This is a genomic window from Rhizobium sp. SL42 (genome assembly GCF_021729845.1).
Taxonomy (GTDB): domain Bacteria; phylum Pseudomonadota; class Alphaproteobacteria; order Rhizobiales; family Rhizobiaceae; genus Allorhizobium.
In genome coordinates, this window is record NZ_CP063397.1 from 3,761,188 (window position 1) to 3,784,308 (window position 23,121).

23 protein-coding genes are annotated in these 23,121 nt (G+C 60.6%); 9 read left to right on the forward strand and 14 right to left on the reverse strand.

Translation table 11 applies throughout. The features are described from left to right. Positions 1-109: 109 nt before the first annotated feature. The 3 genes from IM739_RS17760 to IM739_RS17770 all read left to right on the forward strand — a co-directional run bounded on the left by IM739_RS17760 (position 110) and on the right by IM739_RS17770 (position 4,298). Positions 110-1,210, forward strand: coding sequence for a CobW family GTP-binding protein (locus IM739_RS17760; RefSeq protein WP_237368991.1), 1,101 nt, complete (start codon positions 110-112; stop codon positions 1,208-1,210). After that, positions 1,210-2,196: a WD40 repeat domain-containing protein gene (locus IM739_RS17765; RefSeq protein WP_237368992.1), complete on the forward strand. Its 987-nt coding sequence runs from the start codon at positions 1,210-1,212 to the stop codon at positions 2,194-2,196. Before IM739_RS17760 ends, IM739_RS17765 begins: the two co-directional genes overlap by 1 nt. A 347-nt stretch (positions 2,197-2,543) precedes the next feature. Further along, complete coding sequence (locus IM739_RS17770) at positions 2,544-4,298, forward strand: methyl-accepting chemotaxis protein (RefSeq protein ID WP_237368993.1); 1,755 nt, start codon at positions 2,544-2,546, stop codon at positions 4,296-4,298. Positions 4,299-4,386: 88 nt separating this feature from the next. Here IM739_RS17770 and IM739_RS17775 read toward each other — a convergent pair whose 3' ends face one another. From IM739_RS17775 to odc2, 4 genes are all read right to left on the reverse strand, one after another. Next, positions 4,387-5,022 (reverse strand): outer membrane protein, encoded by a 636-nt coding sequence (locus IM739_RS17775; protein WP_442981149.1) that lies wholly within the window; start codon positions 5,020-5,022, stop codon positions 4,387-4,389. A 316-nt stretch (positions 5,023-5,338) separates the two neighbouring features. Beyond that, positions 5,339-6,037 carry an OmpW/AlkL family protein gene (locus IM739_RS17780; RefSeq protein ID WP_237368995.1) on the reverse strand — a complete coding sequence of 233 codons (699 nt, stop codon included), beginning with the start codon at positions 6,035-6,037 and terminating at the stop codon, positions 5,339-5,341. A 297-nt stretch (positions 6,038-6,334) separates the two neighbouring features. Further along, positions 6,335-6,931, reverse strand: a complete 597-nt coding sequence (locus tag IM739_RS17785) for a GNAT family N-acetyltransferase (RefSeq protein WP_237368996.1) — start codon at positions 6,929-6,931, stop codon at positions 6,335-6,337. An 80-nt stretch (positions 6,932-7,011) separates the two neighbouring features. After that, a complete protein-coding gene (odc2, locus tag IM739_RS17790; RefSeq protein WP_237368997.1) occupies positions 7,012-8,145 on the reverse strand; it encodes an ornithine/lysine decarboxylase in 1,134 nt (377 codons plus the stop codon). 560 nt (positions 8,146-8,705) lie between these two features. Here odc2 and IM739_RS17795 point away from each other — a divergent pair. The 3 genes from IM739_RS17795 to IM739_RS17805 all read left to right on the forward strand — a co-directional run bounded on the left by IM739_RS17795 (position 8,706) and on the right by IM739_RS17805 (position 11,470). Then, positions 8,706-9,599 carry a LysR family transcriptional regulator gene (locus IM739_RS17795; RefSeq protein WP_237368998.1) on the forward strand — a complete coding sequence of 298 codons (894 nt, stop codon included), beginning with the start codon at positions 8,706-8,708 and terminating at the stop codon, positions 9,597-9,599. Positions 9,600-9,704: 105 nt separating this feature from the next. After that, a complete protein-coding gene (locus tag IM739_RS17800) occupies positions 9,705-10,349 on the forward strand; it encodes a DUF1007 family protein (RefSeq protein ID WP_237368999.1) in 645 nt (214 codons plus the stop codon). Further along, positions 10,343-11,470 carry a nickel/cobalt transporter gene (locus IM739_RS17805; RefSeq protein ID WP_237369000.1) on the forward strand — a complete coding sequence of 376 codons (1,128 nt, stop codon included), beginning with the start codon at positions 10,343-10,345 and terminating at the stop codon, positions 11,468-11,470. The genes IM739_RS17800 and IM739_RS17805 overlap by 7 nt, the downstream gene beginning before the upstream one ends. Positions 11,471-11,473: 3 nt before the next feature. Here the strand turns inward: IM739_RS17805 and IM739_RS17810 are convergent, their stop codons facing one another. The 4 genes from IM739_RS17810 to IM739_RS17825 all read right to left on the reverse strand — a co-directional run bounded on the left by IM739_RS17810 (position 11,474) and on the right by IM739_RS17825 (position 13,928). Then, the gene (locus IM739_RS17810; protein ID WP_237369001.1) at positions 11,474-11,695 is read right to left on the reverse strand and encodes a hypothetical protein; all 222 of its coding nucleotides are present in this window, start codon (positions 11,693-11,695) and stop codon (positions 11,474-11,476) included. Continuing rightward, positions 11,692-12,387 (reverse strand): GNAT family N-acetyltransferase, encoded by a 696-nt coding sequence (locus IM739_RS17815; protein WP_237369002.1) that lies wholly within the window; start codon positions 12,385-12,387, stop codon positions 11,692-11,694. Before IM739_RS17815 ends, IM739_RS17810 begins: the two co-directional genes overlap by 4 nt. Before the next feature lie 89 nt (positions 12,388-12,476). Further along, positions 12,477-13,175 (reverse strand): tellurite resistance TerB family protein, encoded by a 699-nt coding sequence (locus IM739_RS17820; RefSeq protein WP_237369003.1) that lies wholly within the window; start codon positions 13,173-13,175, stop codon positions 12,477-12,479. Positions 13,176-13,289: 114 nt separating this feature from the next. Continuing rightward, the gene (locus IM739_RS17825; RefSeq protein WP_237369004.1) at positions 13,290-13,928 is read right to left on the reverse strand and encodes a 2-dehydro-3-deoxy-phosphogluconate aldolase; all 639 of its coding nucleotides are present in this window, start codon (positions 13,926-13,928) and stop codon (positions 13,290-13,292) included. Positions 13,929-14,084: 156 nt separating this feature from the next. Here IM739_RS17825 and IM739_RS17830 point away from each other — a divergent pair, with 156 nt between their 5' ends. The 3 genes from IM739_RS17830 (at position 14,085) to trhO (ending at position 16,536) form a co-directional block, all read left to right on the forward strand. Further along, on the forward strand, positions 14,085-14,573 hold the full coding sequence (locus IM739_RS17830; protein WP_237369005.1) for a CYTH domain-containing protein: 489 nt from the start codon (positions 14,085-14,087) through the stop codon (positions 14,571-14,573). Continuing rightward, positions 14,557-15,468, forward strand: coding sequence for a CHAD domain-containing protein (locus IM739_RS17835; protein WP_237369006.1), 912 nt, complete (start codon positions 14,557-14,559; stop codon positions 15,466-15,468). The genes IM739_RS17830 and IM739_RS17835 overlap by 17 nt, the downstream gene beginning before the upstream one ends. Positions 15,469-15,591: 123 nt before the next feature. Next, entirely contained in the window at positions 15,592-16,536 is a 945-nt protein-coding gene (gene trhO, locus IM739_RS17840; RefSeq protein WP_237369007.1) for an oxygen-dependent tRNA uridine(34) hydroxylase TrhO, read from the forward strand. A gap of 58 nt (positions 16,537-16,594) precedes the next feature. Here the strand turns inward: trhO and IM739_RS17845 are convergent, their stop codons facing one another. From IM739_RS17845 to IM739_RS17870, 6 genes are all read right to left on the reverse strand, one after another. Then, positions 16,595-16,933 carry a hypothetical protein gene (locus IM739_RS17845; RefSeq protein ID WP_237369008.1) on the reverse strand — a complete coding sequence of 113 codons (339 nt, stop codon included), beginning with the start codon at positions 16,931-16,933 and terminating at the stop codon, positions 16,595-16,597. 52 nt (positions 16,934-16,985) lie between these two features. Further along, positions 16,986-19,226: a bifunctional diguanylate cyclase/phosphodiesterase gene (locus IM739_RS17850; protein WP_442981062.1), complete on the reverse strand. Its 2,241-nt coding sequence runs from the start codon at positions 19,224-19,226 to the stop codon at positions 16,986-16,988. Between the two features lie 182 nt (positions 19,227-19,408). Next, positions 19,409-20,188, reverse strand: a complete 780-nt coding sequence (locus IM739_RS17855; RefSeq protein WP_237369010.1) for a MetQ/NlpA family ABC transporter substrate-binding protein — start codon at positions 20,186-20,188, stop codon at positions 19,409-19,411. Between the two features lie 41 nt (positions 20,189-20,229). Further along, complete coding sequence (locus tag IM739_RS17860; RefSeq protein WP_237369011.1) at positions 20,230-20,898, reverse strand: methionine ABC transporter permease; 669 nt, start codon at positions 20,896-20,898, stop codon at positions 20,230-20,232. After that, positions 20,888-21,928 carry a methionine ABC transporter ATP-binding protein gene (locus tag IM739_RS17865; protein WP_442981150.1) on the reverse strand — a complete coding sequence of 347 codons (1,041 nt, stop codon included), beginning with the start codon at positions 21,926-21,928 and terminating at the stop codon, positions 20,888-20,890. The genes IM739_RS17860 and IM739_RS17865 overlap by 11 nt, the downstream gene beginning before the upstream one ends. A gap of 428 nt (positions 21,929-22,356) precedes the next feature. Continuing rightward, positions 22,357-22,995 carry an NAD(P)H-dependent oxidoreductase gene (locus IM739_RS17870; RefSeq protein ID WP_237369013.1) on the reverse strand — a complete coding sequence of 213 codons (639 nt, stop codon included), beginning with the start codon at positions 22,993-22,995 and terminating at the stop codon, positions 22,357-22,359. Between the last annotated feature and the right edge of the window lie 126 nt (positions 22,996-23,121).

Sequence of the window (23,121 nt, forward strand, 5' to 3'; positions counted from 1 at the left end):
CCCGCAAAACCGGCAACAAAGCCTTTGAACTGGCGCGCGCCAGAGCCTATATGACGGTAACACCATAACATGCCGCAGTCCGCGGCGATCCACTCTGTTCGAGGTTTTCATGACCGAAGCTCTTGCAAAGCCGACTCCCGTCACCGTGCTTACCGGTTATCTCGGTGCCGGCAAGACCACGCTCCTCAATCGTATCCTGTCGGAAAACCACGGCAAGAAATACGCGGTCATCGTCAACGAGTTCGGCGAGATCGGCATCGACAACGACCTGATCGTCGAGTCGGACGAAGAAATCTACGAAATGAACAATGGCTGCGTTTGCTGCACTGTGCGCGGCGACCTCATCCGTGTCGTCGAGGGTCTTATGCGCCGTCCCGGCCGCTTTGACGGCATCATCGTCGAGACCACCGGCCTGGCCGATCCGGTTCCGGTCGCCCAGACCTTCTTCATGGATGACGACGTGCGCGCCAAGACCGAGCTCGACGCTGTCGTGGCACTGGTCGATGCCAAGCACCTGCCGTTGCGCCTGAAGGACAGCCGCGAGGCGGAAGACCAGATCGCCTTCGCCGACGTTGTCGTCATCAACAAGGCTGACCTCGTCAGCCATGACGAACTGCACCAGATTGAGCATATCGTCCGCGCCATCAACCCCTCGGCCCGGATCTATTCGACAACCCGCTCGGGCGTCGAGCTCTCCAAGGTCCTCGACCAGGGCGCCTTCAATCTCGACCGCGCCCTGGAAAACGATCCGCATTTCCTCGACCACGATGCGCCCGACCATGTCTGCGGCCCCGACTGCGGCCATGATCATGGCCACGACCATCACCATCATCACGATCACGATCATGACCACCATGGCCACGATCATGGGCATCATCACCACGACCACGCCCCCTCGGCGATCCACGATGTCACCGTGGTTTCGGTCTCCCTGCGCGGTGGCGAGATGAACCCGGACCGCTTCTTCCCGTGGATCCAGAAGGTCACCCAGACGCAAGGCCCGAACATCCTGCGCCTCAAGGGTATCATCGCCTTCAAGGGTGACGAGGAACGTTATGTCGTTCAGGGCGTGCACATGATCATCGAAGGCGACCATCAGCGCCCGTGGAAGGAAAACGAGAAGCGCGAAAGCCGCCTTGTCTTCATCGGCCGGGATCTCGACCGCGAGAAACTCGAAGCCAGCTTCAAGGCTTGCGAGGCTTCTGCCTGATGCCGACTGTTGCGCCTCTCGACATCGACGGTCATGTGCTGAAAGTCCATTTCCTCGGTGACATCCCTGTCTTTGCAACCGCCAGCGGCACCATTCATCGGCTCGATGGTGGTGAGAAGGTGACGGAAGCCCATCAGGGTCTGCTTGCCTGCATCAAGGATCATGCCAATCAGACATTGGTCACCGGCGGAGAGGACGGCCGCGTCTTGCGCATCGGCCATGACGGCAGCGTCACCGAACTTGCCCATGTGCCGCGCAAATGGATATCCGTCGTTGCCGCCGGCCCTCAGGGTGCTGTCGCCTATGCGCATGGCAAATCGAGCATCGTTCGTCTCGCTGATGGCACATCGAAGGAATTCACCGAAGAGCGCACCGTCGAAGGCCTTGATTTCGCGCCCAAGGGACTGCGCATCGCCGCCGCCCGCTACAATGGCGTCACGCTGCATTGGGTCGGGACCGCCGGCGCCCCGATCGACCTGGACTGGAAGGGTGCCCATACAGGGGTCACCTTCTCGCCCGATGGCCGCTTCGTCGTGACCACGATGCAGGAATCTGCGCTGCATGGCTGGAAGCTGGACGGCAAGGCATCCGATACCCGTCACATGCGCATGACCGGCTACCCGGCCAAGGTGAAATCGCTGTCGTGGTCGATCAAGGGCAAGTGGCTGGCCTCATCGGGCGCACCCGCTGCGATCGTCTGGCCGTTTTCCGGCAAGGACGGACCAATGGGCAAGGCGCCGCTCGAACTCGGCACCCGCTCCAACATCATGGTCACGGAAGTCTCCTTCCATCCGGCAGAAGAAGTTCTCGCAATCGGCTTTGTCGACGGCATGATCCTTGCGGTGCGTATTTCCGACGGCAAGGAAGCTCTGTTGCGCCGTCCCGGCAAGGGCGCAATCACCTCCATGGGCTGGAGTACAAACGGCAAGCTTCTGGCCTTTGCGTCGGAAACCGGAGATTGCGGCGTAGTCGATATCGCCGGCTGAAGTTACAGGAATGGCCCGCCCGCCGGGCTATTTTTGCCTTCAGCCATTTTACGCAGCCGCACCATAATACTTTCGTCGCAGCCCTACCAAAGTTAACACATCGGTAAAAGTCCATCACTAAATTTGAGGGTGCCGGTGGTGACAGAGACGCTTCCCGTTTCCGTTGACCTCCCGGTCTTCAACAAACAGGCATCCGCCGGTATGGCACGCCCGTTCCATTCGGCTCGGGCAACAGCGATGCTGCAATTTCGGATGGCTTCTGCATGCATCTTAAGATTTCTCATATCGTCACGGCGACCGGGTTAGCTTTGGCCGGAGGTTTGACCGCAACGGTAGGACTTGCAACCTTGACCCTTGAAACACTCAAGGTCAACGGACCGGTTTATGACCAGATCATCGACGGCAAGGATCTCATCGCAGACATCCTGCCACCACCGTTGTTCCTAACGGAGACCTATTCCCTTACCACAGAGGCCGCCCTCCATCCGGACGCGGCAACAGACAATATTGGGCGGATCGAAAGCCTGCGCGAAGCCTATGCCACCCGCAGGGGCTACTGGAAATCATCCGCCTTGCCCACGTCTCTAAAAGATAAGCTGGAAAGCGATGTTCTGCTGAAAGGCGACCGCTTTTGGCAAGTCGTCACCGCGGACTATTTGCCGGCGCTGAAGGCAGGTGACGATCTCGCGGTTCACGCCACACTCAATGCACTCCGCGAGAGCTTTCGCGCCCATGAGACGGCCGTAGGCGAGCTCGTCACATCTGCCGACACATATCTGAAGGACATAGAATCCTCGGCAGCCCGGCAATCCTTCCGCAAGGAAGCCATCGAAATCTCAGCAGGTCTTCTGCTGATCCTGATGTCGGTTGGATCTGTGATCTTCGTGCGCAGGCGCGCGTTGCGACCGCTGGACCGCATCAGCCGGCACATGACAGCCATGGCTTCCGGAGACCTTGCACAACCGGTTCCCTACTCCGGGCGCAAGGATGAAATTGGCGACATCGCATCGGCGCTGGCGGTATTCCGTCAGGCGGGCCTCGACAAGCAAAGGCTTGAAATGGAAGCTGCCGCCGCCCGCAACGCCGCAGAGGCCGATCGGGCCATGCGGGAAGCAAGGACCGTTTCCGATGCTGAAACCTTGCAGGTGGTTGTGGATAATCTGGGCGCTGGCCTCCATCGCCTTGCAGAGTGCAATATTCAGTTGACCATCGATCAACATTTCGATGAACGCTTCGAGCCATTGCGCATGGACTTCAACAATTCGATCGCCGAATTCCAGAGGACGCTCGAACAGGTTCTGTCAGAGACACATGCGCTGCGCGACAACGGCATGGAAATGCGCGATGCGGCGGACAATCTGGCACGGCGCACCGAGCAGCAGGCTGCAGCCCTTGAACAAACCGCGGCAGCTTTGGAACAGGTGACGTCGACCGTACGCACATCCTCAGAACGAACGCAGGACACGCATTCTCTTGTCAAGGACGCGAAAAGTTGCGCGGAATCCTCCGGCACCATCGTCCGTCAAGCGATATCGGCGATGCAAAGAATCGAGAAGGCATCCACGGAAATCAGCCAGATTATCGGCGTCATCGACGACATCGCATTCCAGACCAATCTCTTGGCATTGAATGCGGGCGTCGAAGCGGCGCGCGCCGGCGAGGCGGGTAAGGGTTTTGCAGTCGTGGCGCAGGAAGTGCGGGAACTTGCCCAGCGTTCGGCTCAGGCAGCAAGGGAAATCAAGGGGCTGATTTCAAATTCCGAAAACGAGGTCGTAGCTGGTGTTCGACTTGTCGGAGACACCGGCAGCGCGCTCGATCGCATCGGCGATTTCGTCGCCCGCATCAACGAGAACATCGATGCGATTGCGCATGCGGCAAGAGAACAGTCCACCGGACTTCAGGAAATCAGCTCCTCCGTCCATGAAATCGATCAGATGACCCAGCAGAATGCTGCCATGGTCGAAGAAACGACGGCGATAAGCCATACCCTGGCAGAAGGATCCGACCAACTTGCTGCTCTTGTCGGGCGCTTCAAGCTCAATCGCCGCGCAGCCATCCGCCAAACTGGCCCGCAAACCGCGCGCCCCACAATCGCCGCTTGAGCATGTGAGCCCGATTGGGCCTCCCCAAACGAATTCGCCCGCCCCTGTCTCCAGAGGCGGGCGGCAAACGTCAAGGATACAGCAATCCTTAGAACTTGACGGCGAGGCCGACATTGACCACGTGCTGGTCGAAGTCGGTATCAACGCCAAGGACTTCCTTGTCGCTGAAGTCGTTGTAGCGGTATTCCAGACGGGTGAAGACGCGATCGGTGAGGGCATAGTCAACACCGGCACCGACGGTCCAGCCGTGCAGGGTCGTGCTTTCATCGACGCCAGAACCTTCAATCTTGAAGTTGGTCGCGGTGTAACCGCCAGCCGTGTAGAGCAGAACGCGGTCCATGGCGTAACCCAGACGGGCGCGAACGGAGCCGTTCAGACCGGTGCCGACTTCGCCGATCCCGTAGTCGTTCTGGTTCCAGTCGTAGTTCACGTCGCCTTCGAGACCGACGATCGCGTTGGAACCGAAGCCCCAGTTGTAGCCGGCGAATGCGCCGAGACGTGCGCCGTCGAAATCATCGTTGGCAGCCGTGGTGCCGTCGAAGAAGTCACCATCGCCCCAACCGTAGCCGGTGAGGATACCGGCATAGCCACCAGTCCAGGAGAACTGCGGAGCAGTCTCCACGGCTACGGGCGGTTCAGCCGGTGCTTCGTAAACGGCGTCTGCCGCGAAGACCGAGCTCGAAATTGCGATTGCCGCGACGGAACCGATGAGAATGCTTTTGATCATGTGTTTCACTCCTAGTGTGATGCAGATGCCAATATAACGCGGATCTCAGCTTTTTGGTGTGTTGATTATACAACATAATCAGGCTTTCAAAAAGATGCCTTTTGTTCCCGCTTTCGCAAAATTTATTTCCCAGTGAATCCAATGATATACAAGTATTATCTAAAATTTGCGGCCGCGCGGCAGTCGAAAAAAACGTCGCAGAATGGATGTCTCCACTGAAATTCCTAGGTCTTTCCGCCACAAAGTTGCCGCAAATGGAAGGGGCGGCCATTGGCAAATGGCCGCCCCTCGATCTGCATGTTTTCCGCCAGGCCTAGAAACGATACGTGACGCCCGCGCCGATCAGCCAGGGATCGAGCTTGGCTTTACCCGTATAGGTAGTGCCGCCGATCGTCGTCTCGAACTCGGGCCGCAGAAACAGCTTCTTGGCATCGAAGTTGAGACCCCAATGATCGTTCAGCATATAGTCGAAACCGACCTGCAGGGCCGTGCCGAACGTGTCCTTCACGTCGAGGTCGGATGCAGTAGAACCCGACTGATTGTAGAAGACGGTATAGTTGATGCCGGCGCCGACATAGGGCTTGAAGGCACCGAAATCGGTGAAGTGATACTGCATGGTCAGCGTCGGCGGCAGAAGCCAGGTCTTGCCGATCTTTCCGAGACCGGCGATGCCATCCTCGCCATAGACATTGGCGGAGGTCGTGCCCAGGATCAGTTCGGCGGCGAAATTGTCAGTGAAGTAATAGCTGATATCGAGTTCCGGAATGACGCTATCGCTGAAGGACAGACCGGAGCCGCTGATCTGATCAACCGAGCCGCTGTCATTGGTGATCACGCCCAAACCGCGAACGCGGACCTGCCACGGGCTGAGTGCAGCAAGCGTTTCGCCCTGCGCTTCAGGCACCGGCTCCTGCAGCGGCGCGAGATCCGCCGCCATAGCCGCCGAACCAAGCAGCAGAAGGGTGGCAGTGGCGGCGAGCGCGGTTTTGCGCGCAGTCCGATCAATCGTCATAGGTCTCTCCTTGATCAACAATATGGCTAAGCCAACGCCACGTAATGGCTGATCAAGGGTCTATGGGTTGAGATGGATCAATAGGTTAGCTACACCGGAAATACCAGGACCAACCTGATCGGGCTTGTGGCGCAATCGCCACAGCCAGCCTTGACGAATGGCAAGCCGGGCCGGCACCCAGCTTTTCGCACGGTCCGCCAGCGGCTCAGATCATCGCGGCAGGCCGCAAAAACGAAAAGGCCCGGCACGCGTGATTCGCGCACCGGGCCCTTGTCGACAAAGACGGATCCGCAAACCTCAGGCAGCCTTTCGCTGCTCCGTCGGGTGCGACAGCGCCCGGCCCGAAGCAACCACCATGCCGGCAGCGCCTTCCAGCCATCCAGCCACGAGTTCCGTCGCCAGGAAACGCTCCCGCGCGAACGGCCCCGGCATCACCAGATGCTGAATCTTCTCGGCAAAGAAGCCGAAGCGCTCGTAATAGGATGCGTCGCCGACCAGAAGCACCGCCCCGTGGCCGCGCTTCCTGGCTTCCAGCAAACCGGCACGCATCAGTGCTGCACCGATCCCTTTGCCCTCATGCGCAGGATCGACGGCAAGCGGCCCGAGGAGCAGCGCCTGGATCGCACGGCCCTCGCGGCCCACCCCCGCCTCGATGTTCCACAGGCGCACCGTGCCGATCACATGACCATCCCGGTCACGCGCGACCAGCGCCAGACCTTCGGCCGGCAGGCGACCGCGCCGGATCTTCTCCGACGACTTGGTGCGCCGGTCGGCACCCATGGCCAGATCAAGCAGGTTTTCGCGCGCCACGACATCCGCGGGCGTTTCATTATCGATGACAAAGGCAGGTGCCTGCGCAAAAAAAGCGCGCACACTCGTCAGAACAGCGGCCATGTCGGCCTCCCGAACCAAGAAGATTACCAGGAATTGTGTGTTTGCCGCGCCGGCATCCCGGCGCGGACGTCGCAGACGTCTTAGATGACGTAGGACTTCAGCGGCTCGAACCCGTTGAACGCCACCGCCGAATAGGTGGTGGTGTAGGCCCCGGTGCCTTCGATGAGAACATCGTCGCCGATCGAAAGTGAGATCGGCAGCGGGTACATGTTCTTCTCATACAGCACGTCGGCGCTGTCGCAGGTCGGACCAGCCAGAACGCATGGCTCCATCTCGTCGCCGTCATGGGCGGTGCGGATCGGGTAACGGATCGCCTCGTCCATGGTCTCGGCCAGACCGCCGAACTTGCCGATGTCGAGGAAGACCCAGCGATGCTCGTCATTGTCCGACTTCTTCGAGATCAGGACGACTTCCGCCTTGATCACACCGGCATTGCCGACCATGCCGCGACCCGGCTCGATGATCGTCTGCGGGATGTTGTTGCCGAAGTGCTTCTTCAGCGACGCGCCGATTGCCTTGCCATAAGCCTCTGCCGACGGGATGTCGCGCAGGTACTTGGTCGGGAAACCGCCACCCATGTTGACCATCTGCAGCACGATACCCTGCTTGGCCAGCGAGCCGAAGACGCGCTTGGCATCGGCAAGAGCCGAATCCCAGGCATCGACCTTGGTCATCTGCGAGCCGACGTGGAAGGACACGCCGAAGGATTCGAGACCCAGCTGGTGTGCATAGACCAGAACGTCGACAGCCATCTGCGGCACGCAGCCGAACTTGCGCGACAGCGGCCATTCGGCGCCTTCGCCATCGGTGAGCACGCGGCAGAACACACGGGCACCGGGAGCGGCACGCGAAAGCTTTTCGACTTCCTCATGGCTATCGACAGCATAGAGGTTGACGCCGAGCGCGAAGGCGCGCGCGATGTCGCGCTCCTTCTTGATCGTGTTGCCGAACGAGATGCGCGAGGCATCCGCACCGGCATCGAGCGCCATCTGGATTTCGGCAACCGAAGCGCAGTCGAAGTTCGAACCAAGCGAGGCGAGCAGCGACAGGATTTCCGGAGCCGGGTTTGCCTTGACGGCATAGTAGATCGCGCTGTCCGGCAGGGCATGACGGAAAGCACCGAAATTGTCGCGCACGACGTCGAGATCAACCACGAGGCAGGGACCTTCGGGACGTCGGGTGTTGATGAAGTCGAGGATGCGGGCAGTGGTCATCGTTGTATTCCCTACAGTTCCAAGCTTCGGATAAATCCGAAGGACAAAGGGCATACGAGAATACACGACGGCATCAGTCGGTGGAGACACCGATACCGTGCATACGCTCGACGCGCGAATTGTGAATCAACGCTCCGCCAAGAACATTGATCCGGCTTTGTCTGCCATGGATTGGAGGGTGGCCCCTACCGCACTTCCGGCAATGATGGTGTGCCTCTTCAGAATCCCCGGCTGATGGAAAGCCGGGAGAGAACAAAAAGGCCCGCACCGTCGTTGCTTCGTATGTCCTCGCATTTTCCGGTTGGCCGGAATAGCGACTGGAGGGGTTAGTTCCAGGTACCTTACCGATGACCTCACCTTAGGGATGAATCCCATTTCGAGGGTCGGCGGACACACACGGGCACGTGCGACTTTGGGCTGAACGGGAGATAAGAAACCCCGACGTCATAATCAAGCGGTTTTTCGTCCCACGCCCCATTTTTTAGTCAAAGCATCGATATTTATTGAACAATCAGGCCCATGCGTTCACAATCCGCATAAAATTGAGGGGATCTCGCTGCATGGACACGCTGACGCGCATTCGCGCCTTTATCGATGTGGTTGAAGCGGAGGGCTTTTCCGCCGCGGCGCGCAAGACCGGCCGATCGAAGGCTTTGCTGTCGAAATATGTCCGCGAACTCGAAGACGAACTGGGTGCGCTGCTGCTGAACCGCACTACACGGCAGTTCTCCATGACCGAGGCAGGCCACACCTACTACCGGACAGCCGCCGATATCCTTAAGGAAATCGATAACTTAGCTGATCTGGTGCGCGAGAATAACGCTGACCTGAAGGGCAAGCTGAAGGTCACGCTGCCCCGCACCTTCATCGATGCGGAGATCGGCCAGTCGCTGATCGACTTCGCCAGGGAGAACCCGGACCTCTCACTGGAAATCGTCGCGGAAGACCGATTCGTCGACCTGATCGAAGAAGGATTCGACCTCGGCATCCGCATCACCAAGCTGGATGATTCGGCCATGATCGCCCGCAAGATCTCGGATTTCCGCGTCTACGCTTGCGCCACGCCCGAGTTTGTCGCGAAACACGGACCACTCCTCCACCCGTCGGAACTGTCGCGCATCCCCTATCTGATCGACACCAACACCCGCTCGCACAACAGTCTGCGGTTTATCGAATCCGATGGCAGCACGATTTCGGTCAATGTCAGCGGCCCGCTGGAGGTCAACAGCCCGCAGGCGACACTCCGGGCCGCGCGTGCCGGCCTCGGCGTGGCGATGATACCGGACTTCATCGCTCGCCCGCACATCGCCTCGGGAGAACTTGTGTCGCTCTTCGATGACTATATTGCCAAGGACCGTGGCATCTATGCCGTCTACCCGCATCGCCGCTACCTGCCGGCCAAGGTGCGCGCCTTCGTCGACTATCTGCATGCCTGGTTCAAGCGCAACGGCTGACCCGATCGGATGCGAACGGAACAGACATTCTGCAGTCCCACTTCCGTCCCATTCGTCAGACAGAAAACGACATCAAGATCGACCTCAGGGAAGAGTATGTACGCAATGAGGAAACGCCTCGGATTATGGACTGGCTTGCTGGCGCTGGCGTCTGCAGCTCCGGCCCTGTCGCATCCGCATGTCTTTGCCGAGGCCCGACTGGAGATCATCGCCAATGATGACGGCACGGTCAGGGAACTGCGCAATGTCTGGCGTTTCGATGATGTGTTTTCCTCCAGTGTGCTGATGGATTTCGACACCAACAGCGACCTGAAACTGGACCATGGCGAACTGACTGAAATTGCCAATACAATCCGCGATTCCCTGGCCGACTACGGCTATTTCACCTTTATCAGCAAGGACGGCGCAAACAGCCCCGTGTCCAAGCCGGAGGTCTTCAACGTCGACTTCAAGGAAAACCAGCTTCTGGTGTTCTTCGTTGCCAAACCCGCCCAGCCCCTCAAGATCGGCGGAAAGATGAGCTTCGGCGTCCACGATCCGACGCTGTATACCGCGATCGATTTTGCCAAGGACGAAGACATCCTCGTCGAAGGCAATGGCTTTGCCCAATGCAAGCACAAGGTCGTGCGCCCGGATGCGGACGAGGTGCTGGCGCAGAACCAGAGCACGCTGACCGATGCCTTCTTCAACGATCCGGCGGGCACCGACATGGCGAAATTGTTCGCCACGCGGATGGAAGTGACATGTTGAGCAGGCTCGAGCCAAAGCGCCTGCCGGCGATTGCGCTGCTTGCGGCCGGGCTCGTCCTGGCAGCGGGCTTTGCCCATGCCGCCTCTCCTCTTGGTGTCGGCACGGCTGAGCCCTCATTCCAGCCAAGCGGTCCCTTCGCCGGCTGGCTCGTCTGGATCAACACCCATCAGCAGGCCTTCTACCGCGCCCTCACCGGATCTCTGAAGGCGATGCGCGACGATCCATGGCAATTGACCGGCCTGATCGGCCTGTCCTTCGCCTACGGCATCTTTCATGCAGCCGGTCCCGGCCATGGCAAGGCGGTGATCTCGTCCTATTTGCTCGCCAACGAAGTGGAGTTGCGCCGTGGCATCGTGATCTCGTTTGCCTCGGCCTTCCTGCAAGCTGCCGTGGCAATCGGCGTCGTGGCGCTGGCCTACCTTGCGCTACGCGGCACGACGATCAGCATGACCGACGCCACCCAGGCACTGGAGATCGGCAGCTATGCGATGATCATCCTGTTCGGCACATGGTTGCTCGTCCGCAAGGTTAGGACCATGCTGCGCCAAACGAGCCCCCTGCCCGCAAGCGTCAGCGCCAGCCTCTTCGACAGCCCGGTTCCAGCGACAGGCATCGAAAACAGTGCCTTGCCCAGCCTCTTTGCACCGGCGCCAAATAGCGCGCCGCGCGCCAAAGCCGCTCCGTCACGCTTCGTGGCGCAGGCGATCGCCCATGATCATGACGCCCTCGCCCCTGGTTCGGTCTGCACCGAATGCGGCATTGCCCATGTTCCCGATCCGAAGATGCTGTCGGGCCAGCGCTTCGACCTGCGCGCCGCCTGGGCCGCCATCATCGCGGTCGGCTTGCGCCCTTGTTCCGGCGCCCTGCTGGTCATGACATTCGCGCTGTTGAACGGGCTTTATCTTGGCGGCGTCCTGTCGGTACTCGCCATGGCGCTCGGCACCGCCATCACGGTCTCGGTCCTAGCAAGCCTTGCCGTCGGCGCAAAGGCGATGGCGATCCGGCTCTCCGGGCCGCAATCGGCCAAGGCACACCACGTCTCTGCCGCAATCGAGATCGGCGGCGCGCTTGTGGTCATCCTGTTGGGAGCCGTACTCTTGGCGGCCGCGCTGCAGCCATAAGCCTCAGTCTTTCGTCGTATGGCTGCGCTGGTAGCGGGCGCGCAGCCAGAGCACCAGGAAGAACGACATGATGCCGATAGTCCCGACGACAGCAGCCAGCGCCGGCGAATAATTGCCGATCCACAGCACGATGGTCGGCAAGCCGAGCAGGACGGCGCCGAAACCCAGCAGAACCATGCCTGCGGCAATGGCCGACGACCGGTCATTGTTCTTCGCCTCGCTCATGCCGGCACTCCCTGGCTGATCTCGTTCCGAATATCCTCGAGCCGGCGGATCTGCTGGCCGGCATCATCAAAGTTCTCCAGCGCAAGCCAGGCATCGAAACCCGCCTTCACCAGGGGCCATTCGCCATCGATGATCGAGAACCATGCCGTATCGCGGTTCCGGCCCTTCGACAGCATGTGCTGGCGGAAAATACCTTCGAAGGTGAAGCCGTAGCGGACCGCCGTCGTCTTGCTAGGCTGGTTTTCGTTGTGGCATTTCCACTCATAGCGACGATACCCGAGATCCTCGAAAACATGCCGCGCCATGAGATAGTGGGCTTCGGTGGCAATCGGCGTGCGGCTCATCGCCGGGCCATGCGCGACACCGCCGACTTCGACGACGCCATTGGCCGGATCGGCGCGCATGTAGTTCGCCATGCCGACGATCTGGCCGGACTTCTTGTCGCGAAACACTTCCGTGACCCAACCGCCCTTGGTCTGGACACTGTTCATCCAGGCGTCGAAATCTTCGATACCGGCGAAATCGGGCTGGGCGAAATAGGTGAGCAGCGGATTAATTGCCATGCCGCCAAGCCCGTCCCACAGCGCCTGCAGATGCTGCGCGCGGTCATAGGGCTCGAGCGTTACGAAACGGCCCTCAAGCCGGACACCCTGCGGTGCCGGACACCCCTTGAATGTGGAAAGATCGCGCATGCTCGCCTCTCATTGGTCGGTCGCCAACGCTTAGGCCAGCCGCCCGTCAAAGGCAACCGGCCACAATGATGCGTTCACCGCGGGAGCGGTCAGGCCTGGACCTTTGCGGCAGACACCGTCGCCTCGATGTGATCGACCAGCGCATCCGCAAGGCCGAGACGCCCCGCCAGCATATCGAGATAGCCACGCTCGGCCCGCGTATCGGGATCGATTGCCAGCCGCGACGCAGTATAGAGTTCGACCTTCTGCTCCTCGGTGCGCGCGGCTGAAACCATGGCGTCTAGATCCGTCGGATTGGCAAGCTCGGTCCGGATGAACGCTTCGGCCTCGGACCCGATTCCCGACAGATGCACCTTGTGCATGATCCGGCTGCGTTCGCTGTCGTCGATATGGCCGTCAGCCTTGGCGGCAGCGATCATCGCGCGCACCAGCGCAAGGGCGAAGTCCTCGCTCTGGATCGCGGCTTCGGGACTGAAGGGGGAATCGGACGGCGGCGGCAGGAGCTCCGGCAGCGACTGGGTCGGTTCTGGCGCCTGGCCGGCCTGGTAATTCTTGTAGGCCTGGTAGCCGAGGCCCGCGATCACCGCGAGACCACCGAGCTTGACCGCGTTGCCGGCCAGATTGCGGCCGGTCTTTGAGCCAAGCAGCACGGCGGCGATCGCACCAGTGGCCAGCGGATTGGACTTGGCGAGCCCGACGACATCGCTGGCGCCCTTCCTCACGCTTCCATTTGTTCCGGGCATCTGCGAGCCCAGAAATTGATCCAGCAGCTTCTTTGCATCAAACATGGCGGTCTCCTTGGCCGTCTATGGAGACCGGTAGATAAGTAGCCGCTGGCGAAATTACAAAGATGGATCAAGGAAAATCGCCGGACCTCTCCGGCCCGGCGACACCAACAGCCCTCAGGCTTTCAGTGCAAAGGCCTCGGCCGCAAGCTTGGTAATGCCGGCCCAGTCACCGGCCGCGACCAGTTCCTTCGGCGCAACCCACGACCCACCGACACACACGACGTTGGGCAGCGACAGATAATCCTTGGCATTCTTCAGCGAGATGCCGCCCGTCGGGCAAAACAGCGTGCCGGCAAGCGGCGACGACAGCGACTTGAGATAGGCGGCACCGCCGGCCTGTTCGGCCGGGAAGAATTTCAGAACCTGATAGCCCTCTTCGCGCAGCGCCATGACCTCCGATGCCGTGGCAGCTCCCGGCAGAAGCGGGATGTCGGACGCACGCGCGGCGTCCAGCAGTTCCTGCGTCGTGCCAGGGCTGACGATGAACTTGGAACCGGCTGCGACGGCCGCTTCGAAATGCTTGGCGTTGAGGATCGTACCGGCACCGACGACAGCGCCTTCGACTTCGGCTGCCACGCGGCGCACGGCTTCCAGTGCTGCATCGGTGCGCAGCGTGATCTCGATCGCCTTCAGGCCACCGGCAACCAGCGCCCTGGCCAACGGCACGGCGGTATCCGCATCATCGATGATCAGCACCGGCACGACCGGCTGAAGCTTCAGGGTGGAGAGCAGTTTTGCGGTTTTATCGCCCATGATCGGAGGCCTCTTAAAACGATTAGATTTCCTGTTTCAGTACCGCGCAGGCGTCTGGATGTCGAGACAAATGCGCGCGCGAATGCTTTAACGGTTGCCAACCTTTAGACTTGCGCTAGTTTACGGCCGTCGGCGTCTTTTCGGAGCATGAGTACCATGGCCAAGGAAATTGAACGCAAGTTTCTGGTTCGCAACGACAATTGGCGGAAAAACGTTACCTCGCAGACCAGCCTGCGTCAGGCGTACCTGGCCGTCGACACGGATCGCTCCGTGCGCGTGCGCACCAGCGACAACCAATCGGCCAAGCTGACGATCAAGTTCGGCAGCGGCACGATGACCCGCGACGAGTTCGAGTATCCGATCCCGCATGACGACGCGCTCGAAATGATCGAATTTGCCCAGGGCAATGTCATCGAAAAAACCCGCTACACCGTCGACTATCACGGCTTCACCTGGGAGATCGACGTTTTCGAGGGCGCCTATCGCGGCTTGGTGATTGCCGAGGTGGAAATGCAGTCGGAAACCGACCAGCCACGCCAGCCGGAATGGATCGGCCGCGAGGTAACCGGCGACCGGCGCTACTCGAACCAGGCGCTGGCCACCGAGCGGCTTGTGCCGGAGCGCGTGCATGCCATATCGCATTAGACCTGACGGCGATTTCGCCTCCGAGGTCCGTCAGGTCGCAAGCGCGCAACTGCAGCGCGCCATCACCAGTCTCGAACATCAGCCGGATGGCCTGCACGAAGCGATCCACGACGCGCGCAAGAAGTTCAAGCGCCTGCGCAACCTGTTGCGGCTGGTCGCGATCGAGGACAGGGAAACCCGCAGGACCGAAAACGCACGCCTGCGCGACACGGCACGCGCGCTGTCGACCGTTCGCGATGCAACAGCCCTGATCGAAAGCATGGCCTTTCTGGCCGACCATGCACTGAACGCCGAAGAGAAAGCCACCGTCGCGCTCGCCCGCCAGGCGCTGACGGAGCGTCGCGATACGCTGGCATCGCAGGAAAGCGATCTGGCGGAGAAGGTCTCCGGGGCGATCTTGGAATGTCGAGCATCGCTAGTCGCATTCGCCAGCCTCGATTTGCCGTCCAGGCCGCGCCCGACTGCGCGGCTGCTGGCCAAGGGCTGGAAAAAGACACTCCGCAAGGGGCATATGGCGCTGGCGACATGCCGGGAGGAAGGCCATGGCGAGGCCTTTCACGACCTGCGCAAGGCCGTGCAGGGCTATTGGATGAACCTCCTGCTGCTCCGCGAGCTTTGGCCCTCCGCCTTTGCGGCAAAGCGCCATCTTGCAAAGGAACTGGTCGACATCCTCGGCCACGAACACGACCTGACCCTTTTGATCGACCATCTCGACCATAATCCCGACCTGCTGGGCAGCGGTGAAGCCTGCTCGCATCTGCTCGCCATGATCATCCGTCAGCAGCAGGAATTGCGCCGGCTTGGCCTCGATCGGGCCGGGAAAGTCTTTGCCGAAGCGCCGGGCACGGAAGCCGCGATCGTCGCGGCACTGTGGCTCGAAGCCACGTCTGGATAGGATACCGGAGCCATTCCGCGCCATGAAAGGCGTGGCCGCCTTCCGCAATTGACGAATTTCAAACTTCGGCCCGGTTGCGAAAAACCGTTGCGCAGCAGGGCTCAAGGGGGTATTTCGCCAGCCATGACAGACAATCTTCAAGCCCCTCGCCATGAAGAGGGCGGCGCGTTTTGCGTGGCCGCACTTTATCATTTTGCCAAGTTCGACCGGTTCGAGACCTTTCGCGAACCGCTGGAGACCCTGTGCAAGACGCAAGGCATCAAGGGCACGCTGCTGCTCGCCCATGAAGGCATCAATGGCACGATCGCCGGCACGGATGCGGCGATCGCGAACGTGCTTGGCTACCTGCGTGCCCAGCCGGAGTTCGCCCGCCTGGAGCACAAGGAAAGCCGGGCGTCGAAAATGCCCTTCGTGCGCATGAAGGTGAAGCTGAAGAAAGAGATCGTCACCATGGGCGTCGACAACATCGACCCCAACAAGATCGTCGGCACCTATGTCGATCCGAGCGACTGGAATGCCCTGATCTCGGATCCGGACACCATTCTCATCGACACGCGCAACGACTACGAGACGGCGATCGGCATCTTCCGGGGCGCGATGGACCCGAACACCAAGACCTTCCGCGAGTTTCCCGACTGGGTGCGCAACAATCCCGGCCTGCACAACAAGCCGAAGATCGCCATGTATTGCACCGGCGGCATCCGCTGCGAGAAGGCGACAGCCTTCATGAAGCAGGAAGGCTTCGAGGAGGTCTATCACCTGAAGGGCGGCATTCTGAAATATCTCGAGGAAGTGCCGGAAGAAACCAGCCTCTGGGATGGCGCCTGCTTCGTCTTCGACGAGCGGGTCTCGGTTACCCATGGCCTGAAGGAAGGCGACCACAAGCTCTGTCACGCCTGCCGCAATCCGATCACGGCGGAAGAGATAACCTCAGCCCACTATGAGGAAGGCGTCTCCTGCAGCCAGTGCTACGACAGCCGCACCGAGGTAGACCGCAACCGTTTCCGCCAGCGCCAGCTACAGATCACGTTGGCAAAGAAGCGCGGCGAAAAGCATATCGGCGAGTGAGCGGCCGACGGATTGAAGACCGGCGCCATTGAGCGCAGGCCGAAATCCGACCACCCACTCAGTTCCCCTTGTGCTGTGCCTTCACGTTGTCGATCTCGTACATCAGCGCCTTGAAGGCGATGACCGCCTTGTCGTTCGATAGCGCGCGGTCCGGCACCAGAGCCTCCAGCGTGTCGATCACAAGGCGCAAGGCATCCTCGACCCGGCCAAGTTGCTTGCCATAGCTTGCAACGCCGCTGAGGATGTCCTTCTCGACCGCTGGATTGGTCGAGGGGCCAAGATCGATGCTGAAGTTGAACAGCCCAACCTGGCCGCCTTGGCTCGGGCTGAATACCCAGGTCCAGGGATTGATCGTTTGGGTGACATCACCCGAAAGCGGAAGCTGCAGACGTCCCATGCCAATCCCTCCGACAACCAAAGAGAGCAGAGTGACAGCAATCGGGTGAAACTCAAGCCTTGCCGCGTTTTCCGGCCTGGGCATAGAAGGCCTGCTCGGCGGCCCGCGCCCGAGGCTCCATCGACTTGTGCCGCAGGATCTCGATCTCCTCGGCGCTGCACGGCCTGCCGAACAGATAACCCTGCAATTCGTCGCAGCCGGCAAGCCGCAACATGACGGCCTGCTGTTCGGTTTCGACGCCCTCGGCGGTGACGGGAATATCCAGAGAACGGGCAAGTGCCACGGTCGCCTGCAGCGTCTCGATGGCGCGGTGGCCCTCTTCCAGCGCGAGGACCATCGACCTGTCGATCTTCATCCGATCGAAACCGAACTGCCGGAGATAGCCGACGCTGGAAAAGCCGGAGCCGAAGTCGTCGAGCGCAATGCGCAGACCGATCTGCCGCAGCCGCTCCAATGCAGACCGCGCCCTTTCGGGGCTTTGGATGAAATAGCTCTCGGTCATCTCAAGGACTGTGCGCGAAGGCTCGATGCCGGTCTCCCGGAAGACCGCCTGAACACGCGCGACGAACGCCGGATCCCGAAACTGGCCCGGCGACACATTCACCGACAGGCGCAAGTCCGGCCAGTTACGCAATTGCTCCAGCGCCTGGCGCAGCACGGACATGCCGAGCTGGTCAATCAGACCGCTGGCTTCGGCAATCGGGATGAACACATCGGGCGACACCGGCCCGTGTCCGCGTCGATGCCAGCGCGCCAGCGCCTCGACGCTGACCAGTTCGAAGTGCTGTGAGCTGACGACCGGCTGATAAACGACGGTAATTTCGCCGTGCTGGATGGCTTCCCGGAGATCGAGTTCCAGCTGGTTGCGGCTCTCCCGCTCCTCGTCCATCGCCGGATCGTAGACCGTCCAGCGGCCACGCCCGCCTTCCTTGGACGAGTACATGGCCATGTCGGCGCGCCGGATGATCTCCTCGCCATCGACGCTGCCGGCAGGCGAAGCGCTGAGCCCGATGCTGCAGCCGATCACCACAACCCGCTCGCCCACCGTGAGCGGCTCGCCGAAGAATTGCAGGATCGCGTCACTGAGCGCGATCGCCCGCGCCTGGGCGTCCTTGCCGGAAAGGGCGATGGCAAACTCGTCGCCTCCGACGCGGGCAAGCAAGGCATCCTCGCCGACCAGCATCTGTAGCCCGGCCGCAACGCCCCGGATGAGCCGGTCGCCGGTGCCGTGCCCGTAGGCGTCATTGACTTCCTTGAAGCCGTCAAGATCGAGATAGAGCAGCACGACATCCTCGCCGCTACCCCTCGCATCCTCGACACTTTGCGCCAGCGCCGAGAACAGGCCTTCACGATTGGCAAGGCCGCTCAACCTGTCTGTCCGCGACAGCTTGATGGCCGCGGCCTCGTCACCGCGCAACCGCCGTACTTCCTTGGTGCCCACGACGAACAGCATCACGCAATAGAAGCCGATCAGCACCACGGCGCTGGTTACAAGCCAGCGTACCTGCGCCCGGCTGACATCGCCCGGCGCACGCAGATCCCAGCCAAGGGCACCGAGGGTTGCTTGTGTCGGCGACAGGATGTCCACCCGATGCGAGATCGCCGGATCAACCTCGCTCAGCGCCAGCCCGGGCAGGACATAGGCCTGGCCGATCCGATTGACCGTATCTGTCGAAAGATGGCGCATGAAGATGAGATAGGCGCGCTGGTCAGCGTCCACCGTCACGTCACCGGATTTCAGCCGGATGAGTGCGACGCCCGCGGCACCGATGCCCTTGGCCGTCTTGGTGAAGCCAAGCGCCTGCGGCATCTCGCCTTCGGGCATGGTCTGGACTGTCTCCAGCAACCCCGTAACGTCGGGCGTCAGGTATCCGGTCAGCGGACCTTCAATCGGCGCGCCGTCCGAATAGGCCATGCTGGCGACACCCTGTGCATCGAGCAGGATCGCGACATCGAACAGGTCGCTTTCAAAGGTCATGTCACCGAAGTTGCGGACGACCCAGTCGGCATCGCGCCGCACATAGATGTAGTCGGCGGCATCGTCCCAGGCTGCGTAGTCGTTCAGCGTCGCGCCGAGTTGATGCTTGAACGTCTCGATCGCGCCGACAAGCGTCTCGCGGGACCGTTCTTCATCCAAATGGTTTGCATAGCTTGCCACGCGATCAAGTGCCGTCAGCACGATGCTTGTGACAATAACTGCGAGTGCTGCAAAGACAATCAGCATGAATGTCACCGCAAAGCGGCGATCCATCTGGGCGCGGAGCGCTCGAATATCAAATGCATGAAGTCGCATATGTGAACCTTGGTATAAAGATCCACCCTGCGCACAATGTGTTCAATTTAGCTTAACATGCTGACATGCAATGAAAATATCGTTGTTTTAAATTCTTCTTATTTACAAAAGGCAACCTCCCCGGGCGCACCCGGAAAGGTTGTTTTCAAGCCGACGCGAAATATCATCAGCGCTGCAGGTGATTACCAGGCAGGGACAACGGCGCCTTTGAATTCTTCGATGACAAACGCCTTCACCGCATCGCTGTGGTAGGATTCAACCAGCGTCTTGACCCAGGCAGCGTCCTTGTCGACGGTTTTGACCGCGATGACGTTGATATAGGGGGCTTTTTCACTTTCGCGCGCGATCGGGTCGGTACCGGGATTGAGGCCGGCTTCGAGCGCGTAATTCGTGTTGATTACCGAGGCGTCGACATCATCAAGAGCACGCGGAAGTTGAGCCGCATCCAGTTCGGCAAAGCTGAGGTTTTTCGGATTTTCGATGACATCGGCCGGGCCGATCTTCAGGCCGGCGCCATCCTTGAACTTGATCAGGCCCTGATCGGCAAGCACCAGCAGCGCGCGACCGCCATTGGTCGGATCATTGGGGATGGCAACGGTGGCGCCGTCTGCCAGCTCGGCAAGGCTCTTCACCTTCTTGGAATAGACACCCATCGGGAAGTTCACCGACTGGCCAACGCTGACCAGGTCAAATCCGCGATCGGCGACCTGATTGTCGAGATAGGGTTGATGCTGGAAAGAATTGGCATTGAGATCGCCATCCGCCAGCGCCTGGTTCGGAACGACATAGTCGGAGAATTCGAGGATTTCGATATCGAGGCCCTTGGTGGCCGCGACTTCCTTTACCTTCTCCATGATCTGGGCATGTGGACCCGGCGTGACGCCGATCTTGATGCTCTCGGCCAGAGCCGTACCGGCGGAGAAGAGGGCGGCAAGCGAAGCCGCGAGAACGAGTGTCTTCATCAGATGTCTCCTTGTGTTTCCTGTATATTGCCTGGGAAGGATCAGTTTTTGCGCGTCCGCTTGTCGAAGCGCCGTGCCAGTGCATCGCCGGCGCTCTGTAGAGCCTGGACCAGCACGATCAGAACCACGACGACGGCCAGCATCACGTCCGGCATGAAGCGCTGGTATCCGTAGCGGATGCCAAGGTCGCCGAGGCCACCGCCGCCGACGGCACCGACCATGGCGGAATAGCCGACAAGACTGACCGCGGTCATGGTCAAGGCAAGCACGATGCCCGGCTTCGCCTCGGCCAGCAGTACCTTGGTGACGATCTGCAGCGGCGTCGCCCCCATGGCGCGTGCCGCCTCGATTAGCCCCTTGTCCACTTCGCGAATGGCAGCCTCGATCAGCCGGGCGACAAACGGAATGGTCGCGATCGTCAGGGGCACGATCGCGGCCGATGTGCCGATCGATGTGCCGGTGACGAACCGGGTGAAGGGGATAATCGCCACGACGAGGATGATGAAGGGCGTCGAGCGCGCCGCATTGACGACCAGGCCGACGACACGATTGACGGACGGTGCGGCAAACAGTTCGCCACGGCCGCTTGTGGCCAGGAACACCCCGAACGGCAGGCCGATCAGCGTGCCGATCACACCGGCCACGGCCACCATCTGCAGTGTCTGGAGCAAAGCCTTCAGCAGAAGATTGAACAGCATCTCAGGCGCCATAGCCGAGCACCTCCGCGGTTAGGCCGGTTTCGGCATAGAAACGGTCGGCACGCGCGATCACATCGGGCGCGGCCGCATAGGACACCACCAGTGAACCATAGGGCTCGCCGGCGATTTCGTCGATCGTGCCCGTGATGATGTTGACGTCGGAGCCAAGCTCGCTCATCAGCCGAGAAACCAGCGGCTGCTCCGCGGTGGCACCGAAGAAATTCAGCCGCACAAACAGCCTTTCGCCCGGCCCGGCAACCGGCTTCAGCCGGCGTGCGATCGCTTCGGGCAGTTTGGTGCCGGCAAGCCCGGACAAAAGCGCGCGCGTGGTTTCGTGGCTCGGACGGGTGAACACGTCGAAGGTCCGTCCCTCTTCGACGATCAACCCCTTGTCGATGACAGCCACGCGCGATGCGATGGTCTTGACCACCTCCATTTCGTGGGTGATCAGCAACACCGTCAGCCCGAGATCGCGATTGATCGTCTTCAGCAGGTCGAGGATCGACTGGGTGGTTTCCGGATCGAGCGCCGAGGTGGCCTCGTCCGAAAGCAACAGCGAGGGTTCTGTCGCAAGCGCCCGGGCGATGCCGACACGTTGTTTCTGGCCGCCCGACAATTCCGCAGGATAGCGCCCCGCCTTGTCCGAAAGCCCGACGAGATCCATCAGCGGCCTGACCTTTCCCCGGATCGACTGTTGATCATGGCCGGCGATTTCCAGCGGCAGGGCAATATTGTCGGCGACGGTGCGCGAAGACAGCAGATTGAAATGCTGGAAGATCATGCCCACCGACCGACGCAGGTCGCGGAGACCGGCATCGTCCAGACCACCGACATCGACGCCATCGACAAGCACCTTGCCGCTGCTCGGAGTTTCCAGCCCGTTGACCAGGCGGATCAAGGTCGATTTGCCCGCACCCGAGCGGCCGATAATCCCGGTAATGGCGCCCTTCGGTACGCTATAGTCGATCCCGGCAAGGGCGGTGAAACCGGCCTGGCCGTTGCTGCCGCCGAAATGTTTGGTCACGCCTTCGAAAGCCACCATGGCCCGCTCGCCGCCACGCACTGGCGCAAGGACATTCGTCATCGCAGCGCTCCCCGCACGGAAGGCGTCGAAATTCCGGATATGGTCATGAAAAGTCTCTTCGGTAGCTGGCCGAAACGGCCATGGATCGGGGTTCTCGCGGTTTTACCGGGAGCAACACATTCGGCACATGAAACGCCGCCTTACCATTCCGATCCCTGTCTTTCAAACCTGGCCGATGCTTGTCAGCAATGCATTTTCGGTAAACTAACCCGCTTATGGCACCCGCTTGCGCCAAAACCGAGCAATTCCATTCCGAATTTCACCCACAGACGGATAAATCTATCCACAACGGATCCGCTTCGGAAGCGGGCAACGTGTCGCAGGCGAAACCTGCGACACGCCAGAAGCGTCAGATCAAGCGTCAAGCCCAGCGTCGGGCCATGCGATCAGGCGACGACGGAGACGAACTGGTCCTTGGGACGGCGGACCTTTTTCAGGTTGACCAGCCAGTCACCCTCTTCTGCGCGGTAACCCAGCGGCAGGATGGTCACCGAGCGCAGGCCCTTTTCGCGCAGCCCGAGGATCTCATCGAGCTTGGCGGCATCGAAACCTTCCATCGGGGTCGCGTCGACACCTTCGAAGGCGGCAGCGGCGACCGACATGCCGAAGCCGATATAGGCCTGGCGAGCCGCATGCTCGAAGTTAACCGCCGGATCCCGACCCGGATACAGATTGAGGATCATCTGGCGATAGTTTTCCCAGCCTTCGTTCTTGAACCCGCGCTCGTCATTGACAAGATCGAACATGCCGTTGATCCGGTCGGTGGTGTAATTGTCCCAGGCGGCAAAGACGAGCAGATGCGAACCTTCGGTCACCTGTGCCTGGTTCCAGGCGATTTCCTGGATCTTGGCGCGCACATCCGGATTGGTGACAACGATCACTTCGAACGGCTGCAGGCCGCTCGAGGTCGGTGCCAGGCGGGCGGCTTCGACGATACGCTCGACCTTGTCGTCGGCAACGATCTTCGACGGGTCCATCTTCTTGGTGGCATAACGCCAGTTCAGCTTTTCGATCAGTGCGGACATCAACATATTCCCTGGTTCGACCAGCAGCCTTGCGACCATCGGGAGGGATTGGCCAGAACGGCAAACTGGTATAGATTAGTAACCTAGCCTACATAGAGAACCGGAAGAGATGTGCAAGAAGGCACA

Excerpts from the sequence above, each read along its gene's own strand:
- IM739_RS17765 (WP_237368992.1), top strand. The coding sequence starts at position 1,210 with ATGCCGACTGTTGCGCCTCTCGACATCGACGGTCATGTGCTGAAAGTC.
- IM739_RS17865 (WP_442981150.1), bottom strand. The coding sequence starts at position 21,928 with ATGGTGGCTTTCGAAGGCGTGACCAAACATTTCGGCGGCAGCAACGGC.
- IM739_RS17820 (WP_237369003.1), bottom strand. The coding sequence starts at position 13,175 with ATGTTTGATGCAAAGAAGCTGCTGGATCAATTTCTGGGCTCGCAGATG.
- trhO (WP_237369007.1), top strand. The coding sequence starts at position 15,592 with ATGACAGACAATCTTCAAGCCCCTCGCCATGAAGAGGGCGGCGCGTTT.
- IM739_RS17825 (WP_237369004.1), bottom strand. The coding sequence starts at position 13,928 with ATGGGCGATAAAACCGCAAAACTGCTCTCCACCCTGAAGCTTCAGCCG.
- IM739_RS17785 (WP_237368996.1), bottom strand. The coding sequence starts at position 6,931 with ATGGCCGCTGTTCTGACGAGTGTGCGCGCTTTTTTTGCGCAGGCACCT.
- IM739_RS17830 (WP_237369005.1), top strand. The coding sequence starts at position 14,085 with ATGGCCAAGGAAATTGAACGCAAGTTTCTGGTTCGCAACGACAATTGG.
- IM739_RS17805 (WP_237369000.1), top strand. The coding sequence starts at position 10,343 with ATGTTGAGCAGGCTCGAGCCAAAGCGCCTGCCGGCGATTGCGCTGCTT.
- IM739_RS17860 (WP_237369011.1), bottom strand. The coding sequence starts at position 20,898 with ATGGCGCCTGAGATGCTGTTCAATCTTCTGCTGAAGGCTTTGCTCCAG.
- IM739_RS17795 (WP_237368998.1), top strand. The coding sequence starts at position 8,706 with ATGGACACGCTGACGCGCATTCGCGCCTTTATCGATGTGGTTGAAGCG.
- IM739_RS17780 (WP_237368995.1), bottom strand. The coding sequence starts at position 6,037 with ATGACGATTGATCGGACTGCGCGCAAAACCGCGCTCGCCGCCACTGCC.
- IM739_RS17810 (WP_237369001.1), bottom strand. The coding sequence starts at position 11,695 with ATGAGCGAGGCGAAGAACAATGACCGGTCGTCGGCCATTGCCGCAGGC.
- IM739_RS17760 (WP_237368991.1), top strand. The coding sequence starts at position 110 with ATGACCGAAGCTCTTGCAAAGCCGACTCCCGTCACCGTGCTTACCGGT.
- IM739_RS17800 (WP_237368999.1), top strand. The coding sequence starts at position 9,705 with ATGAGGAAACGCCTCGGATTATGGACTGGCTTGCTGGCGCTGGCGTCT.
- IM739_RS17835 (WP_237369006.1), top strand. The coding sequence starts at position 14,557 with ATGCCATATCGCATTAGACCTGACGGCGATTTCGCCTCCGAGGTCCGT.
- IM739_RS17855 (WP_237369010.1), bottom strand. The coding sequence starts at position 20,188 with ATGAAGACACTCGTTCTCGCGGCTTCGCTTGCCGCCCTCTTCTCCGCC.
- odc2 (WP_237368997.1), bottom strand. The coding sequence starts at position 8,145 with ATGACCACTGCCCGCATCCTCGACTTCATCAACACCCGACGTCCCGAA.
- IM739_RS17815 (WP_237369002.1), bottom strand. The coding sequence starts at position 12,387 with ATGCGCGATCTTTCCACATTCAAGGGGTGTCCGGCACCGCAGGGTGTC.
- IM739_RS17845 (WP_237369008.1), bottom strand. The coding sequence starts at position 16,933 with ATGGGACGTCTGCAGCTTCCGCTTTCGGGTGATGTCACCCAAACGATC.
- IM739_RS17850 (WP_442981062.1), bottom strand. The coding sequence starts at position 19,226 with ATGCGACTTCATGCATTTGATATTCGAGCGCTCCGCGCCCAGATGGAT.
- IM739_RS17870 (WP_237369013.1), bottom strand. The coding sequence starts at position 22,995 with ATGTCCGCACTGATCGAAAAGCTGAACTGGCGTTATGCCACCAAGAAG.